Below are 15,913 nucleotides of genomic sequence, written 5' to 3'. Positions count from 1 at the left end.
GCCAAAAGCAATTCGCCAAAAGCTAAACATTATGGCAAAAGAAATAAAATTCGATATCGAGTCAAGAGACGCTTTAAAAAGAGGTGTTGACGCATTGGCTAATGCAGTAAAAGTAACTTTAGGACCAAAAGGTAGAAACGTTGTCATCGAAAAATCTTTCGGTGCACCTCACGTTACTAAAGACGGTGTTTCTGTAGCTAAAGAAATCGAACTTGAAGACAGAGTAGAAAACATGGGAGCACAGATGGTAAAAGAAGTTGCTTCCAAAACCAATGATATTGCAGGTGACGGTACTACTACCGCAACTGTTTTGGCTCAGGCTATCGTAAGAGAAGGCCTTAAAAACGTAGCTGCAGGTGCAAATCCAATGGATCTTAAGAGAGGAATCGACAAAGCGGTAAGTGCTGTTGTTGCTAACCTTAAAGAACAATCTAAAGAAGTAGGTGATTCTACAGAAATGGTACAGCAGGTAGCTTCAGTTTCTGCAAATAACGACGAAACGATCGGTTCTCTTATCGCTGAGGCTTTCGGAAAAGTTGGTAAAGAAGGGGTTATCACTGTAGAAGAAGCAAAAGGTATCGATACAACAGTTGACGTTGTAGAAGGGATGCAGTTTGACAGAGGATACCAGTCGCCGTATTTTGTGACGAATCCTGAGAAAATGTTAACTGAACTTGAAAATCCATATATCTTATTAGTAGAGAAAAAAATCTCTTCTATGAAAGAAATCCTTCCGGTTCTTGAACCTATCGCACAGGGTGGAAAATCTCTATTGATCATTTCTGAGGAAGTTGAAGGTGAAGCTTTGGCAACTTTAGTAGTAAATAAATTAAGAGGTTCTCTTAAAATTGCTGCTGTAAAAGCTCCTGGGTTTGGTGACAGAAGAAAAGCAATGTTGGAAGATATCGCTATCTTAACTGGCGGACAGGTAATCTCTGAAGAGCAAGGTTTCACAATGGAAAATATCTCTCTGGATATGTTGGGAACTGCTGAGAAAGTATCTATCGATAAAGACAACACGACTGTAGTAAATGGTGGTGGTGAAGAATCTAAAATCAAAGGTAGAGTAAACCAGATCAAAGCTCAGATGGAAACTACTACTTCTGACTACGACAGAGAAAAACTTCAGGAAAGACTGGCTAAATTAGCGGGTGGTGTTGCCGTACTTTACGTAGGTGCAGCTTCTGAAGTTGAAATGAAAGAGAAAAAAGACAGAGTTGACGATGCATTAAACGCTACGAGAGCAGCGGTTGAAGAAGGTATCGTTGCAGGTGGTGGTGTTGCTTTGGTAAGAGCAGTTGACGCTTTACAAAACCTAACAGGAATCAATGCTGACGAAACTACAGGGATTAAAATCGTAAAAAGAGCGATCGAAGAGCCATTAAGACAAATCGTTGCCAACGCAGGAGGTGAAGGTTCTGTAATCGTTGCTAAAGTGGCAGAAGGAACTGAAGATTTCGGTTACAACGCAAAAACTGACGAGTATGTAAATATGCTTGAAGCGGGTATCATCGACCCTACAAAAGTAACTAGAGTTGCCCTTGAAAATGCAGCTTCTGTTTCTGGAATGCTTTTAACAACTGAATGTGTAATCACTGAAGTGAAGAGTGCAGAACCAGCTATGCCAATGGGTGGTGGAATGCCGGGAATGATGTAGTATTGCGACGCTGAGACAATATAAATTTAAAACCGTTCAGATTTTTCTGAGCGGTTTTTTGTTTAAAAAAAATTATACTACATTTATAAAAAACTAATAAATGATCCAAATTAATCAAGACACAATTGAAACTACTATTTTAACTGCGAATAAACCTATAGCAATATCAAACAGTCCTTATCCACTTAATTCCTTGGATGACAGAGTATTTGAAATACTAACTTATTCTATTTTTAAAAAGAGAATATCAGAAAAAGATACAGAAATTTATCCAATCTACGACGATGTACTTCTTATGCAAGGTGTTGGAGATAAAGGTGTGGATTCTGTATTAACTAAAGAAAATAAATTTTCAGCATTTATTCAATGTAAAAAATATTCGAAAAATTTGTCAGACTCGCAAATTCTTTTAGAACTCACCAAGTTCTCCTTACATTTCTATCTAAATAAAAATATCTATAACAGTTCTACAAAATTTACATATTTTACAGCTACATCTACTGGTTTTACATCAAAAGCACTAAACCTTTTTGATAAGCTTGTAGATAAAACGCTTATTAAACAGATAGATCTCAAGCATTACATAGAACAAAATATAAATAAATATGTGGAATTTAATGGTCTGGACTCAGGTGATATTGAGATAGAAATTCAAAACATTATTAACAATTTTTCTTATAAACTAATTACGCCCAGTGACTATAATCTTTGGATTAATAAGTTTCCAGAAATAATTTCCACTTTTTTTTCAATTAAAAAAGTCACTGACAATTCTTTAATTGAAAAAAGAACAAATGAAATCTTAGCAAAAATGGAAACTAAGAATAATATTGATTTCAATAACTTAATTGAAACATTTTTAATTCAATATAGAAATGTTTCAGTGGAAAAATTAAACACTATAAATTTCATAGGGTTCGATTTGCACAAATATAGACAGCGACCTACTGACATTAGATTAACTGATTTGTTTGTTAAACTTTTTTTTTACAAAATTCATAATGATAAAAGTAGAAAAATTGAGAATGCTAGACAGACTGACCTAAAAATACAAGATATCTTTAAATCGGACAAAAATTTGATTATTCTTGGAGATCCTGGAGCTGGTAAATCATTGCTTGTAAAATATCTTATTACAACAATTTGTAATGGAGAAGTATTCTCTCAAGGACTGAGAAAATATGTAAAGCATATTCCATTCAGAGTGGAATTAAGAAAATACAATGAAGTGAGAGAAACTAAAAGTATCATTGATTATGTCTGCGATTTAATTAGCAGAGAAATGCAAATAAATGCATCTCGTGAAATTTTATATGAAATTTTGAAAACAAAAGAATCAATAATTTTTTTCGACGGGTTAGATGAAATTTTTGACATTTCTCACAAGATAAAAATTAAGGAAATGATTGAAGCTTTTTCGACAAATTTCACAAAATCTAAATGTATTGTTACATCTCGTTTTATAGGTTATCACGATATAAAGTTCAATTCAAGCAATTTTGAAGAATTTGCCATACAAAAATTTGAGAACAAACAAATTAACGAGTTAGTAAATAAATTTTATAGCACACAAATTATAAATATTGAAAAAAGGAAATCGAGTATTAATCAATGTCTTACTCAAATTGAAAATGATGTAGATAGTGATTTAAAAAGCAATCCTTTAATAATGACTCTTATTTTAATTCTATCTAGTAACAATATCGTAATCCCAGATTCAAAGTTAGAAATATACGAAGCATGTACTAAAACCTTAGTTGAAACAATTGATTTAAGAGAAAAAGAATTAAAATTTGAAATGCCAGTAAAACATAAGCGATTAACTTTTGCTCATCTAGCTTATTGGCAATATAAAGAGTTAACTAAAAATCAAATAATCAGTTACGATAAAACTGTGAAATCACTTGCAGATTTTTTGCTTTAAAAAGATGAAGTGAAAGAGTATGAGGATGCAGAAGAAATAGCCAAGAAATTCTTAGAATATGCCGAGAAAAGATCAATATATTTCGAAGATAACTTCACTCATAAAACGTTCTTAGAATACTACACAGCAGACTATCTATATATAAATTACTTTACGAAAGCTAGCGACTCTGCACGACTACACGTGATTTCTATAATTACACAGTATTTACCAAATCCCTTCTGGTATATTGTTTTCGAACTATTATTACTGAGAGTTGACAGCGAACAGGCAGATGAAGAACTACTTGATGAGATATTAACAAAACAAATTGAAACGGATTCAATGAATGTATTCTTTTTTTTAGTATCTAATATACCACGCCTGACAAATGTAAGCGAATCAATTAAATATGAAATTATAAAAAAAACAATTTTATTATGTGTTAAAGGTGAAAAAATTATTGGGAAGAAAAACAAATTTACTTTTGAGGAAGACAGTTTACTATCAAAACTTTATAAATTAACTGAAATTACTAACACCAAAATCATTATTCAGCAGGTTTTTAATGACTTAGAGAATAGTATTACTTTAAAAAAGGATTTAGTAGAACTTTATATCTTATTCTTCGAAATGGGAACTTTTTCCAAGGCAAATGAACATCCACTTCACCTTAAAAATATTTTAAAAACTAAAGAACTTTCTACTCAAAATTTATTCTTATATAGTTTACTTGAATTGACAGTAAAGAAAGATTTAAAAATAAGCCATCCAGAAGTAATTATTAATCAAATTAAATACTTTGGAGTCAAAAGTATTTTTATTGAACAAAAATTTCATCATCGCACAAATGTAACTAGAATTGATGCCTTTAATATATTTTTGATTAATTGTATTGAATCGGCTGGTTACGAAAATTTTGTTGAGGTTTATGATAAAATTATTGAAAATGGTGTAACTGAAAAAGAGATATTAGATCACCTAAAAAACAATCGCGTCTATTTTTTTGTTCGTGATGGTAGTTTTGAGAAACTTCTTGATTTCTATGTTTTATCAAATAATCCAAATATTGATAATATAATTATTGTACTAATCGATAAAAAAAGAACATCTGACCAATATCAAAAGTATCGTTTAAAAAATAAAAACGTAAAATTACGGACTATCGATAAAATTTATAAATCTTAACAACTTAAATTCGTGATATAATTCTCCGCCTCTCGTACCCTAAAACATAAAAAACCGCTCGCATCCGATCGGTTTTGACATTTCAATAAATCTATAATTAAAAACCCACCGCTGCCCCACGAATCCCTTCGTGTGGCTTTTTGTTAAAAAATATCTTTAGCCCAACGTCCTCTATTTCCAATCCACAACTTTTCCCTATATTTAAAACATATTTTTCAACCCAAACCTCCGCACCTTGAAAACAAAATCATTCCTCCTTTCACTTTTCGGTTTATGTTTAGCGAATGCACAGACCCTGAATTTTAAACATCTTTCGGATATGTCTGTTCGCAGAGGAGCTGTAACCAGTGCCATTGCAGGTGACAATATTTATTTAAGCAATGGGTATAAAGATTCGGATGGCAATGCTACTATTATTGAGAAGTACAGCATTAAAGACAACCGTTGGAGTATCATCAACTCCAGTCTGGTTCCTAAAAGATTTGCCAATTCGGAGACTTATGGTAATAAAATTTATATTTTTAACGGTTGGGGAAACAGCCATCTGGAAATTATAGACCTTGACACTCATCAAAAAACGAAGGGCGCTGTTAACCGTGCCTATACAGGAAATGCAGGTTCTGCCATTCATAACGGAAGAATTTATACGTTCGGCGGAAGTGGATTAAACAATACTGCAACGACCGTATTTTCTAATAGATTTCAATATTACGACATAGCTTTAAATACCTGGAATACTTTACCCGATATGCCGACAGCCAGAGAAGCAAGAGGCAAAATCGTGAATGATAAGCTCTATGTCATCGGTGGTTTTAACGGTACATCATCGCGTCTGGTCAATGTTTTCGATCTCAAAAAAAATCTCTGGACTGAGCAATATACGATGCCGGCTGCGATATCGGGTCATTCATTAGCGGTATCCGGAACTAAGATCTTTATCGCAGGCGGTTATAATAATCAAAATTTTCTGGCCTATTTTGATACAGAAACCAATACGTTACATAAGTTATCATCCAATATGATTCCCAGAAGACATGCTGCTGCGGAAATACATAACAACAAGTTATACATCATAGGTGGAAGTACAGCATCCTCCACCAAATCAGCGATTAAGAGCGTTCAGGTTGCGGATATTAGCGAAGAAGTGCTTTCCGCTAAATAAAATCAAAACAAATTCCTAAGTTTACAAGTACTTTCAACCTCAAAACACTTCCCCCAATGGAAAACAAAAAAGACGAACAAATTCTGGATAACGGCCCATTCTATCACGGTACAAAAGCTGATTTGAAGATTGGAGATTTGCTTAAAGCAGGTTTCAATTCAAACTATAAATCTGAAATTATTATGAATCACATTTACTTTACAGCTTTACAAAACGGAGCAGGATTGGCTGCTGCATTGGCGGAAGGTGATGGTCATGACCGAATTTACATTGTAGAACCGACCGGCGCATTTGAAAATGACCCCAACGTAACCGACAAAAAATTTCCGGGAAATCCTACCCGATCTTACCGAAGTACAGAACCGTTGAAAATTGTCGGAGAACTAACAGATTGGGTTAGACTTACCGATGAAGAACTTCAAAACTGGAGAGAAAGAATAGCGAAGCTTCGGGAAAATCCGGATGCGGAAATTATTAATTAAACTTTCATTTCCTCTAAAATAATCACAATAATTTAATTTGTATTGATGAAAAAGTTTTTTCTAATTATACTGATTTCAATTACTTCTGTTCTTTGCGCTCAGAATAAAGACATTACAGGAATTTACAGTGAAAATGTAAAATTAAATCCTAATGCAAATTACCTCGAATTAAAATCTGATTCTACATTTACTTTCCACAACTACGGAAAAATAAATCATGGAAATTGGGAGTTTTCAGATGGTAAAGTATTGCTAAATCCAAAGATTAAAAAAGAGTTTGCAAAGATTACGATGAAGGAATCAATGATTAAATCAGATTCAATTACCATTAAAATCAATTTCATTCCTGCAAATACAGTTTCTGATTCATCTAAAAATCAGGAATTCAGAATGGCAACCGTTTATTTTGATCAAAAGAAAAATTACATTAATATCCTAAAAAACCCTTACGTCAGAACTTGCGGCTGGGCTCCGCGGATCCGAAAACAGCATATTCTTAATAGCAATAACTCTGTCACCATTTCAAAAAAAGATTTTTCGCAAATAGGTTTTATGACGTATCACCTGAAAGATTATATTGTTTTCACAAAGAAAAATAACGATTCTAATTTTTTCGAATTTGAAATTGAAAATATTCCTGATGACGGACAGACCATTAAAGATGAATTCTTCATTTTAAAAGGTAGAAATTTATACTATCCAACCCGAAAAGGCAAAATCAATGTAATGGCAACACCTTTGATGAAAACAAAGATTGATTGAATTTAAAATAGAAAATATATCAATATCAGAACTCAATAACTTGATGTAACATTTTTTCATTTACAATCAAATAATTATGAAAAGATTTTCATAAATGATATATCTTTATAAAAAATAAAAAATGAAAAAAACTCTACTAATTTTAATTTCAGCGACAGGATTTTTGTCTGCCCAAACCATTACAAAAGCTTTTAATGACCCTGTAATTGGTGAAACTGTGAATAATGTAACCGTTAACGGAACTGTGAATAATTCTGCAACAGGAAACAGTGCAACTTTCACAAATACGAGTTTAACAGCAGGGGCAGCAACTTTAACAACATATTCTGCACCCACCACTTCCGAAATTTCTATTTTTCCGGGATCAACCATAAAAATGATAGGTGACGGAAATACTGCTCTTTATAAACAGACAGCAACAAAACTTGAAATCACAGGCTTGATAACTCCCGATGCAACATTAAATTTTTCGGCAAACAACGGTACAATCATCACCTATCCTGCAAGTTTCGGATATAATGAGACAGATCAGGCACAGGGAACTTTTACTTCAACAGCTGCTTCCGGATTATTTAAAGGTACTATTGTAAATACCGCAGATGCAGCAGGAACTCTTCTTATCGGAAACAAAGTCTACACGAATGTTTTAAGAATAAAATCGGTACAGAATTTTAATCTTTATCAATCTACAGATACATTTTTCATCTTTTCTATCGGAACTGTAACCAACACTTCTTACAGTTATTACAGTGCTACAAATAAATTTGCCGTTTTAACTTCTACAAGCGGAAACATCAGCGTTCCTCTTTTAAGCATCAATCAATCTACAGGCGGAGCGACTGCTTTAAACGAAGCATTTTTAGCGGTTTCAGATATAAAATTAAAAGAAAAACTAAGTCTTTATCCTAATCCGGCTCAGGATTTTATTCACATCAAAGGCGAAATCTCCGATAATTCAAAAGTTAAGATTTACGGATTAGACGGAAAATTAATTAAAGCTACTGATTTAAATTCAGGAAAGGTTGAAATTTCCGAATTACCCCCTTCAGCTTATTTTATTGAGGTTTTAAATTCAGATAAACCAAAAGAAACTATTAAATTCATAAAGAAATAAAATTATTTTTATAAAATTTACAACCGTTCTGAGATTTTAGAACGGTTTTTGATTTAACGTTTTTGTAATCAAATGTTCTTTTATTGGTTACGTTTGCCAATCACATTTATATTTATTTTAGACTAAAATTTACAGCCATGAAAAAACTACTTTTATTAGCTCCGTGTATTTTGCTTTCGGAGGCTTATGCTCAGCAAAATATTTCTTCTACTGACCAAACATTCCATGTAGAAAAAATGAATATTATTAAAACCAATGTTACAGGTTATGCCTTCAGAAATATCAATCTGTCATACGAAAGATCGATCAACCGCTGGTTTGCCGTGAATATCGGTTTTGGAACTGTTGCAGAAGGCAAAGTTCCTTTTATGAATGCTTTTTTAAATGAGGAAGATGAAAGAAGATTTCAGAATCTGAGAATTAAAGCCACTAATTTTACCATCGAGCCCAGATTTTATATTGGGGAAGGTTATGGTAAAGGATTTTATTTTGCTCCTTATTACAGGTATTCAAAAGTTTCTTCAAACACTTTCGATTTTACATATGATTACACGGCATTAAACACGACTATCCCGATTCCGCTGAAAGGAAACGGCGACGCCAACGGAAATAGCGGTGGTTTAATGATTGGTGCGCAGTTTTTCCTGAATAAGCAACACAGTTTTGTTCTAGATTTTTGGATTGCGGGTGCACATTATGGATCAGGAAAAGGAGATTTCAATTTAACGGGAAATGTTATTTTAACTCCGGAAATGCAGGCTCAGTTGAAAAAGGAAATCGAAAATCTTGACATTCCATTCGTAGATTATACTGTAGAAACCAATTCAAATGGTGCAAAAATAAAAGTGGACGGACCATGGGCAGGATTCAGAAGTGGATTTTCTCTGGGTTATAGATTCTGATTTTTTTTAAAAATATAAACAAAATCGCCTCAGAGTTTTCTGAGGCGATTTTTATTGTTAGCTAGTGTAGCATTCTTTGAATCTGGAAATCAAATTATCCATTGTGTGACGCTGTACAAAAACAGTCTTTATATCTTCATATCTCGGAGATTTATAAAATACTTCATGGAAATCCATACTTCCGTTACCAACTTTTACAATTTTTTGAACGTCTATGTTCAATTTTTTCAATTCATCTTTTAAGACCTGAAATTCGTCTTGAATATTATTCATCTTTATATTTTTTGTTAAGTTAAAAAAACAGCAACTTTTACTCGATCAACCCCCATTAAAAACAACGATTGGTTAAATTTTTAATAAATTTAGCAATTATATCTGAATTAACAACAGGGTTTTGGGAATAATTTGCATTTACAACAACTTGCAAAAACTATACCTAACTCAATAATTGTGAACTAAAAGTGAATTTAATATTAACCAAATGTTAACAAATACGGATTTAGAGGCACTTTAAATAATTGATTCTCTTTGAATCATTTAAGAAAACGATGAACATATTTGATTGGTATGAAAGAAAAATCAGATAAGTCCAAAATGTTTTTTTTAACCTAAAACTATTTAAAGCATCAAAAGAAAAATAAAAACCATGAAATTCTTCAAAACTACTTTTATTTTAGGATTAATTACATTTTCAACATTCAATTATGCCCAGAATAATGAGCCGATAATTATCGAAGCTAAAAAGGAAAATGACAATAAGCGTATTTCAGATAAAAATGAAAAAGTAAGGCATTTTATACAGTTTGGAATTATGTCTCGAACTCATGAAAGTTTTAAAGAAAAATATGGAGTTTATGTCGCATACGAAAACTGTGTAATTACTGCTTATATGTCTGAAAAAGCAAAAAAGAACAATCAGGAAGTTGCCCTATATTTAACAAATAAATACGGTGAAAGCTGGAAAAAAGATTTAGAAATTACTCCTTTCGGATTATGAATTCTGCTTTTCGTCCACCTCAACTTCATGTCTCACCTGAGCTTTGTATAATGTAGAGTAATAACCGTTTTTATCAAGAAGTTCAAGATGTTTTCCTTCTTCCACGATTTTACCATGCTCCATTACGATGATTTTATCAGCCTTTTCGATGGTTGAAAGTCGGTGTGCGATGATAATAGAGGTTCTGTTTTTGGTAATTTTTTCGGTTGCTCTCTGAATTAATTTTTCACTTTCATGGTCAATTGATGAGGTGGCTTCATCCAGAATAAGAATTTTCGGATCAGATAAATAAGCTCTTAAAAACGATAACAACTGCCTTTGTCCAAGCGAAATAGACGATCCTCTTTCTCTCACCACATATTCATAACCTCCCGGGAGTTGCTCAATAAATTCATCAACTTCAATTTCTTTTGCTCCTGCTTTTATTTTTTCTAAAGTCACATCTTCGTCACCAAAAGCCAGGTTTTCATAAATACTTCCATGGAACAGAAAAACATCCTGTAAAACAACACCAATATGACTTCTAAGATTATAAAGTTCGTACTCTTTTAATTCAACATCGTCAATAAATATTTCACCTGAATTAATATCATACAGTCTCGTAATTAAACTGATAATAGTAGATTTTCCCGCTCCGGTTGCACCGACAATGGCTACAGTTTCTCCCGGATTTACTTTAAAATTGATTCCTTTTAAAACTTCCTGCTTTTCGTCATAAGCAAAGCGTACATTTTTAAATTCTATTTTCCCTTCGAAATGATCTTTTTTTACAATTCCTGTATTTGGCATCGCGTAATCTTCATCCATTACGCCTAAAACTCTTTCAGCACCGACAATTCCACGCTGAATATTATTAAAACGGTCTGCAATCTGTCTCAAAGGACGAATCAACATTGAAATAAACTGAATAAACGCAATCACAACACCCGCACTAATCGTGATATAACCTCCATAGAAAAGGACAAATCCTATAAACAAGGAGGAAATCAGTTCCACAACAGGAAAAAACAGTGAGAAAATAAAAACAGTTCTTAGTAAAGCTGCTTTAAGGGTGATATTAATTTCATCAAATTTTTCAAACTCAGCTTTCTGTCTGTTAAACACCTGAATAATCGGCATTCCTGCCAATCTTTCCTGTACAAATGAGTTTTGATTGGAAGTCCATGCTCTCTCATCGCCAAAAGCTTTTTTTAATCTTTTCTGAAAAAACCTGGTAATAACAACCATTAAAGGCAAAATCGCAAGAGAAATGTAACTGAGATGTACATCAACCTGAAACATCATAAAAAGCACGAAAATAATCCTAAGAACATCTCCGAAAACCATTAAAAAACCATCTGTATAAACGGTGGCAATGGTTTCCACATCACCAACCGCTCTTGTCACCAACTGACCAAGCGGAGTTTTATCGAAAAAAGAAGTTCTGAAATAAATAAGCTTATTATACAGCCTTTCTCGAATATCTCTGATGACATTCTGCGAAATATAATTGGAAAAATAAACCAAAAAGAAATTTAAAATCGTTTCCGCAAAAACCAATCCTACCAAAGCATAAATATGCTTCATCATTAAGGCTTTGTCTTTCAGCTTTGTGATATCATTATCCACAATCTGCATCGTAAGATAAGGTCGGTAAGTAGAAACAACGGAAAGTAAAACGGAAATAATAAGAGTAAAAATAAACCAGCTGCGAAACTTCATTCCAATGAAGAACAGCCTCTTTACAATTGCCCACGTATCTTGCTTTTTCATTATAGAAATTGACGTAAAGAATTAATTTTTAAAAAATTCTCTGCAAAAATACGGCTTTATAATTTTAGAGACTGAAAAACTAAGACAGAATATTTCAGATATCTATTATTTAAAGATACCTGTTGTGTATTTACAAATTTGTTTTACTGCAGTAAGTGAAACGCCTTTGTTTATCTTTAAAAAGCTTTTTTGATTTAAATTCTTTGTTTTCTTTTGCGATAAAATAAACGCGAGGTTAAACGAAAGAAACTCCAAAACTATGCTGAACTAAGTAAAATAAGGGCACTTCGTTTATCAAAGAAATACAAGTGATTGATTTTTACTTTATTACTTCCCCCTTAAATGCACAACAGGTTAAAGGTGAATATTTTTATCCTGCTCAACTCCTATTTCTTCAATTTCCAAAATGGGAGTTTTAGAAGCTTCTTTTTCAAATCTATTTTCAAGAATTCTGTATACTCCATAGACTGCACCGATTGCAAATATCCAACTGATGATGTTGATGCCTGAAAAACCCGCATAATTGTTGTCATTTAAAGCATTTGGATTTGTCAACGCTACGTAAAACCCATAAGAAAAGATAAATAAAACCTGAAAACCTAAATAAATACCAATCGCCAAAAGCCCGAGCTGCCATTTTATTTTACCAAATCTTTCGGCTAAACCAGCATAATAACGATAAGCTCCTACAAGAATAATAATTGACATCATAGTTTTTAGTTTTTTAATATTTTTTGAATTAAAGACAAATTACACAAATATTTTTCACAAACTGGCACAAAAGCACGAAATTATTTGTGAAGATTGGTGTTGATATTCGTAAAATTTGTGTTTAAATATCAATCAAATTCATAGCCAACATCCACCAAATAAAGCGCATGAGCCGGAGCGGAAGTTCCGGCAGAATTTCGGTTTTTATTTTCTATTACTTTCCTTACATCTTCAGGCTGAATTTTCCCTAAACCCACTTCAACCATCGTTCCGACAATTGCCCGGACCATATTTCTTAAAAATCGATTGGCCGAAACGGTGAATTTCAACTCAGTTCCGTTTTGCTCCCATTCTGCTTTGTATATTTTGCACAAATTGGTTTTGTTGTCGGTGTGGAGTTTTGCAAAACTTGTAAAATCTTCATATTCAAATAAAATCTTACAGGCATCATTCATTTTATGGATATCTAAAGGTTTTCTCCAGTGTTGCCAAGCAGAATCCTGCGAAAACGGATTTTTCTCTAAAGAAATATAATATTCATACGTTCTGAAAGTCGCATTAAAACGGGCGTGAAAATCATCTTTTACTTTAAATATTCTCTTAACTGAAATATCTGCCGGAAGAAAACTGTTGAGTTTACGAGGAAATTGGTTGTTCAACTCCTGTTCGGTTTCAAAATGGGCAAACATTTTTTTTGCATGAACTCCGGTATCGGTTCTTCCCGCTCCTGTTGTTTTAATCTTTTCTCTTAAAATTGTTGACAGTGCTTTTTCCAGTACTTCCTGCACAGAAATATCTTTTGGCTGAATCTGATAGCCAAAATAATTCTTTCCGTTGTATGAAAATTCAATAAAATATCTCAATGTAAATAAATGTTTATTTAAAAACAACAAACTCTGAATTTCAAGAAAAATGATCCTTTAATTTCAGTTCTTAAACGTTCCTGCAAAAATACTTTAATTTATGACAAAAAAATTACAGATTTATTTTGAAAACTGACTAAAAACATCCTTTTAAGGTTTTAAAATTATTATTTTTGCCAACATATGAAAAGATGGTATCTCTATCCTTTTTCTTTAGGTTATCACATGGTTACGGGTGTCCGAAATACATTGTATGATCTGGGAATGTTTAAATCTACGAAATTCAAGACTCCGATTATCAATGTCGGTAATCTTTCTGTGGGTGGAAGCGGAAAATCGCCAATGGTGATGTATCTCGCAAAATCTCTGTCTAAGCATTACCGAACCGGCGTACTTTCCAGAGGTTACGGAAGATTAACGAAAGGATATGATGTCACCAATTACGACAGTAATTATAAAACTGTGGGCGACGAAGCGATGCAGCTTTTCGAACGTTTCAAAAACCGTTTTGTGATTGCCGTTTCTGAAGATCGGGTTCCAGGAGCCAGAAAAGTGATTGATGATATGGATCTTGATGTTTTGATTCTTGATGATGCGATGCAGCACAGAGCGATCAAACCTGGATTCAATATTCTGATGACAGATTTTAACGATCCTTATTTTAAAGATCATCTTCTTCCGGCGGGAGATTTAAGAGAATCCAGAGCGGGATCTCAGAGAGCAGACATTATTATGGTCAGCAAATGTCCGGATGAACTGACTGAAGAAACAAAACAATATTATATTTCAAGAATAAGACCGACGAGAACTCAGAAAGTTTTTTTCTCATCAATCGGTTATGATGAAAATATTTACGGTACAAGAGACAAGATGCTTCCTGATAACAACTTGAATTATTACGACATTCTTTTAATTACAGGAATTGCCAATCCGAAACCACTGCTAAATCATTTGGCTAAATTTTCTCAGCGCGTAAAACATTTGAAATTCAGAGATCATCATAACTTTTCTGATGCAGACATTAAAAACATCATTGCAGAATATAAAAAACTCGGTGAATACAAATTAATTCTTACCACAGAAAAAGATTACGTTCGATTAAAAACTTTCGATTATTTGCGTGATTTGGTTTATTATTGGCCAATCAATGTCATTCTTGATAAGAAGGAAGAGTTTAATCAGGTGATTATGAACTATGTCAACAAAAAGTAAGAAAATCTGCAGCAGTTGTTGCAGATTTTTTTGCTTTGATATATTGCTTAATTAAACGCTATGATCGCAAATATTTTCCTAAATCCAGCATATTTTTCCGTTCACAAAGGCACTTCGTTTAACAAATGACAGTTTTTTATTGCTGAGTGAAATCGATGATTCGACGAATTCAAACGCCATTGCGAACGGAAAATATTATCTATCATTTAAAATCCTTTTGCGCTCTTAGCTTGAAAATTCCAATATAGATTATTTCAATTTTTTAAATTTCTGCTAATTCATATTATTTTGTTCAAATTTCACGTTTCATTGTTTAGATTTGTAAAAAATTTAGATATGAAGCAGAGTATGATGATCATGATGTTGAGTATTTTTACTTTAGGCTGCGCGCAGGAAACACCTAAAGTTTTAAAAACTCAGTTTTCAAAAGAGGCATTACATCAGAAATTGGAAGATGAAAAAGGTAAAAACATCAGCGTTCAGGAAATATTAGACCAACATAAAGGTAAAATTTTGGTGATTGATTTTTGGGCAGGATGGTGCAGAGATTGTCTGAAAGCTTTGCCCAAAGCTGAAGAACTGGAGAAAAATAATCCCAATATTGATTTTGTCTTTTTTTCTTTAGAAAGATCAAAAGAGAAATTCGACAGCAGTCTGGAAAGATTCAACATGAAAGAAAAAGAAAATTACTGGTTTGCTTCAGGCTGGAAAAATGATTTCAACAATTACATTGATTTGAATTGGATTCCGAGATATATGGTAATCGATCAAAAATCTGGTATTGCAAAATATTACGCAATTTCTCCTGAAGATCCGGAAATTCAGCTGACGATTGACAAGCTTTTAAAGTAGGTTGAGGATAAGGTTTTTGCTGATTTGAATTTACAAAAACTCTTTGATTTGAAAATTCAACCACAAAAGCCACAAAAGTTTTGTAAGCTTAAAGCTTTGAGAATAGGAAGTTCAAATAAGGTAAAATCACAAATATGTAAACCTTATTTGTTCTTTAAGGACAATTACTATCAACTTTAAATTTAGAAATAAAGCTTTTGTTTCTTTTGCGGTTACAACTGTTTCAGTTAAAATTCAACCACAAAAGCCACAAAAGTTTTGTAAGCTTAAAGCTTTGAGAATAGGAAGTTCAAATAAGGTAAAATCACAAATATGTAAACCTTATTTGTTCTTTAAGGACAATTACTATCAACTTT

General features: G+C 32.8%; 15 protein-coding genes. 11 read left to right on the top strand and 4 right to left on the bottom strand.

What is annotated here, in order from left to right:
* Positions 1-31: 31 nt before the first annotated feature.
* The 8 genes from groL (at position 32) to ACOOWA_RS09655 (ending at position 9,170) form a co-directional block, all read left to right on the top strand.
* On the top strand, positions 32-1,657 hold the full coding sequence (gene groL, locus ACOOWA_RS09690; protein WP_421374899.1) for a chaperonin GroEL: 1,626 nt from the start codon (positions 32-34) through the stop codon (positions 1,655-1,657).
* Between the two features lie 100 nt (positions 1,658-1,757).
* The gene (locus ACOOWA_RS09685) at positions 1,758-3,581 is read left to right on the top strand and encodes an NACHT domain-containing protein (RefSeq protein WP_421374898.1); all 1,824 of its coding nucleotides are present in this window, start codon (positions 1,758-1,760) and stop codon (positions 3,579-3,581) included.
* A 9-nt stretch (positions 3,582-3,590) separates the two neighbouring features.
* Complete coding sequence (locus tag ACOOWA_RS09680) at positions 3,591-4,748, top strand: hypothetical protein (RefSeq protein WP_421374897.1); 1,158 nt, start codon at positions 3,591-3,593, stop codon at positions 4,746-4,748.
* A 235-nt stretch (positions 4,749-4,983) separates the two neighbouring features.
* Positions 4,984-5,910, top strand: coding sequence for a Kelch repeat-containing protein (locus ACOOWA_RS09675; RefSeq protein WP_421374896.1), 927 nt, complete (start codon positions 4,984-4,986; stop codon positions 5,908-5,910).
* Positions 5,911-5,966: 56 nt separating this feature from the next.
* Entirely contained in the window at positions 5,967-6,392 is a 426-nt protein-coding gene (gene arr, locus ACOOWA_RS09670) for an NAD(+)--rifampin ADP-ribosyltransferase (protein ID WP_421374895.1), read from the top strand.
* Between the two features lie 45 nt (positions 6,393-6,437).
* On the top strand, positions 6,438-7,154 hold the full coding sequence (locus tag ACOOWA_RS09665) for a hypothetical protein (RefSeq protein ID WP_421374894.1): 717 nt from the start codon (positions 6,438-6,440) through the stop codon (positions 7,152-7,154).
* Between the two features lie 121 nt (positions 7,155-7,275).
* The gene (locus ACOOWA_RS09660) at positions 7,276-8,268 is read left to right on the top strand and encodes a T9SS type A sorting domain-containing protein (RefSeq protein ID WP_421374893.1); all 993 of its coding nucleotides are present in this window, start codon (positions 7,276-7,278) and stop codon (positions 8,266-8,268) included.
* Positions 8,269-8,405: 137 nt separating this feature from the next.
* Positions 8,406-9,170: a DUF3575 domain-containing protein gene (locus ACOOWA_RS09655; protein ID WP_421374892.1), complete on the top strand. Its 765-nt coding sequence runs from the start codon at positions 8,406-8,408 to the stop codon at positions 9,168-9,170.
* A gap of 57 nt (positions 9,171-9,227) precedes the next feature.
* Here the strand turns inward: ACOOWA_RS09655 and ACOOWA_RS09650 are convergent, their stop codons facing one another.
* Positions 9,228-9,443, bottom strand: a complete 216-nt coding sequence (locus ACOOWA_RS09650; protein ID WP_421374891.1) for a hypothetical protein — start codon at positions 9,441-9,443, stop codon at positions 9,228-9,230.
* 373 nt (positions 9,444-9,816) lie between these two features.
* On the opposite strand from ACOOWA_RS09650, the gene ACOOWA_RS09645 reads away from it, so the two are divergent.
* A complete protein-coding gene (locus ACOOWA_RS09645; protein ID WP_421374890.1) occupies positions 9,817-10,167 on the top strand; it encodes a hypothetical protein in 351 nt (116 codons plus the stop codon).
* Here the strand turns inward: ACOOWA_RS09645 and ACOOWA_RS09640 are convergent.
* The 3 genes from ACOOWA_RS09640 to truA all read right to left on the bottom strand — a co-directional run bounded on the left by ACOOWA_RS09640 (position 10,162) and on the right by truA (position 13,493).
* Positions 10,162-11,919 (bottom strand): ABC transporter ATP-binding protein, encoded by a 1,758-nt coding sequence (locus tag ACOOWA_RS09640; protein ID WP_421374889.1) that lies wholly within the window; start codon positions 11,917-11,919, stop codon positions 10,162-10,164. The two genes, ACOOWA_RS09645 and ACOOWA_RS09640, sit on opposite strands and share 6 nt — an antisense overlap.
* 354 nt (positions 11,920-12,273) lie before the next feature.
* Positions 12,274-12,630, bottom strand: coding sequence for a hypothetical protein (locus ACOOWA_RS09635; protein WP_421374888.1), 357 nt, complete (start codon positions 12,628-12,630; stop codon positions 12,274-12,276).
* 128 nt (positions 12,631-12,758) lie between these two features.
* A complete protein-coding gene (gene truA, locus ACOOWA_RS09630) occupies positions 12,759-13,493 on the bottom strand; it encodes a tRNA pseudouridine(38-40) synthase TruA (protein ID WP_421374887.1) in 735 nt (244 codons plus the stop codon).
* A 183-nt stretch (positions 13,494-13,676) separates the two neighbouring features.
* Here truA and lpxK point away from each other — a divergent pair, with 183 nt between their 5' ends.
* On the top strand, positions 13,677-14,705 hold the full coding sequence (gene lpxK / locus ACOOWA_RS09625) for a tetraacyldisaccharide 4'-kinase (protein ID WP_421374886.1): 1,029 nt from the start codon (positions 13,677-13,679) through the stop codon (positions 14,703-14,705).
* 336 nt (positions 14,706-15,041) lie between these two features.
* Complete coding sequence (locus ACOOWA_RS09620; RefSeq protein WP_421374885.1) at positions 15,042-15,557, top strand: TlpA family protein disulfide reductase; 516 nt, start codon at positions 15,042-15,044, stop codon at positions 15,555-15,557.
* The last annotated feature ends 356 nt before the right edge of the window (positions 15,558-15,913 follow it).

Source organism: Chryseobacterium sp. GP-SGM7 (assembly GCF_049166575.1).
Taxonomy (GTDB): Bacteria; Bacteroidota; Bacteroidia; order Flavobacteriales; family Weeksellaceae; genus Chryseobacterium.
This window is presented reverse-complemented; position numbering and strand designations above follow the sequence as displayed.

Excerpts from the sequence above, each read along its gene's own strand:
- groL (WP_421374899.1), top strand. The coding sequence starts at position 32 with ATGGCAAAAGAAATAAAATTCGATATCGAGTCAAGAGACGCTTTAAAA.
- ACOOWA_RS09685 (WP_421374898.1), top strand. The coding sequence starts at position 1,758 with ATGATCCAAATTAATCAAGACACAATTGAAACTACTATTTTAACTGCG.
- arr (WP_421374895.1), top strand. The coding sequence starts at position 5,967 with ATGGAAAACAAAAAAGACGAACAAATTCTGGATAACGGCCCATTCTAT.
- ACOOWA_RS09665 (WP_421374894.1), top strand. The coding sequence starts at position 6,438 with ATGAAAAAGTTTTTTCTAATTATACTGATTTCAATTACTTCTGTTCTT.
- ACOOWA_RS09660 (WP_421374893.1), top strand. The coding sequence starts at position 7,276 with ATGAAAAAAACTCTACTAATTTTAATTTCAGCGACAGGATTTTTGTCT.
- ACOOWA_RS09655 (WP_421374892.1), top strand. The coding sequence starts at position 8,406 with ATGAAAAAACTACTTTTATTAGCTCCGTGTATTTTGCTTTCGGAGGCT.
- ACOOWA_RS09650 (WP_421374891.1), bottom strand. The coding sequence starts at position 9,443 with ATGAATAATATTCAAGACGAATTTCAGGTCTTAAAAGATGAATTGAAA.
- ACOOWA_RS09645 (WP_421374890.1), top strand. The coding sequence starts at position 9,817 with ATGAAATTCTTCAAAACTACTTTTATTTTAGGATTAATTACATTTTCA.
- ACOOWA_RS09640 (WP_421374889.1), bottom strand. The coding sequence starts at position 11,919 with ATGAAAAAGCAAGATACGTGGGCAATTGTAAAGAGGCTGTTCTTCATT.
- ACOOWA_RS09635 (WP_421374888.1), bottom strand. The coding sequence starts at position 12,630 with ATGATGTCAATTATTATTCTTGTAGGAGCTTATCGTTATTATGCTGGT.
- lpxK (WP_421374886.1), top strand. The coding sequence starts at position 13,677 with ATGAAAAGATGGTATCTCTATCCTTTTTCTTTAGGTTATCACATGGTT.
- ACOOWA_RS09620 (WP_421374885.1), top strand. The coding sequence starts at position 15,042 with ATGAAGCAGAGTATGATGATCATGATGTTGAGTATTTTTACTTTAGGC.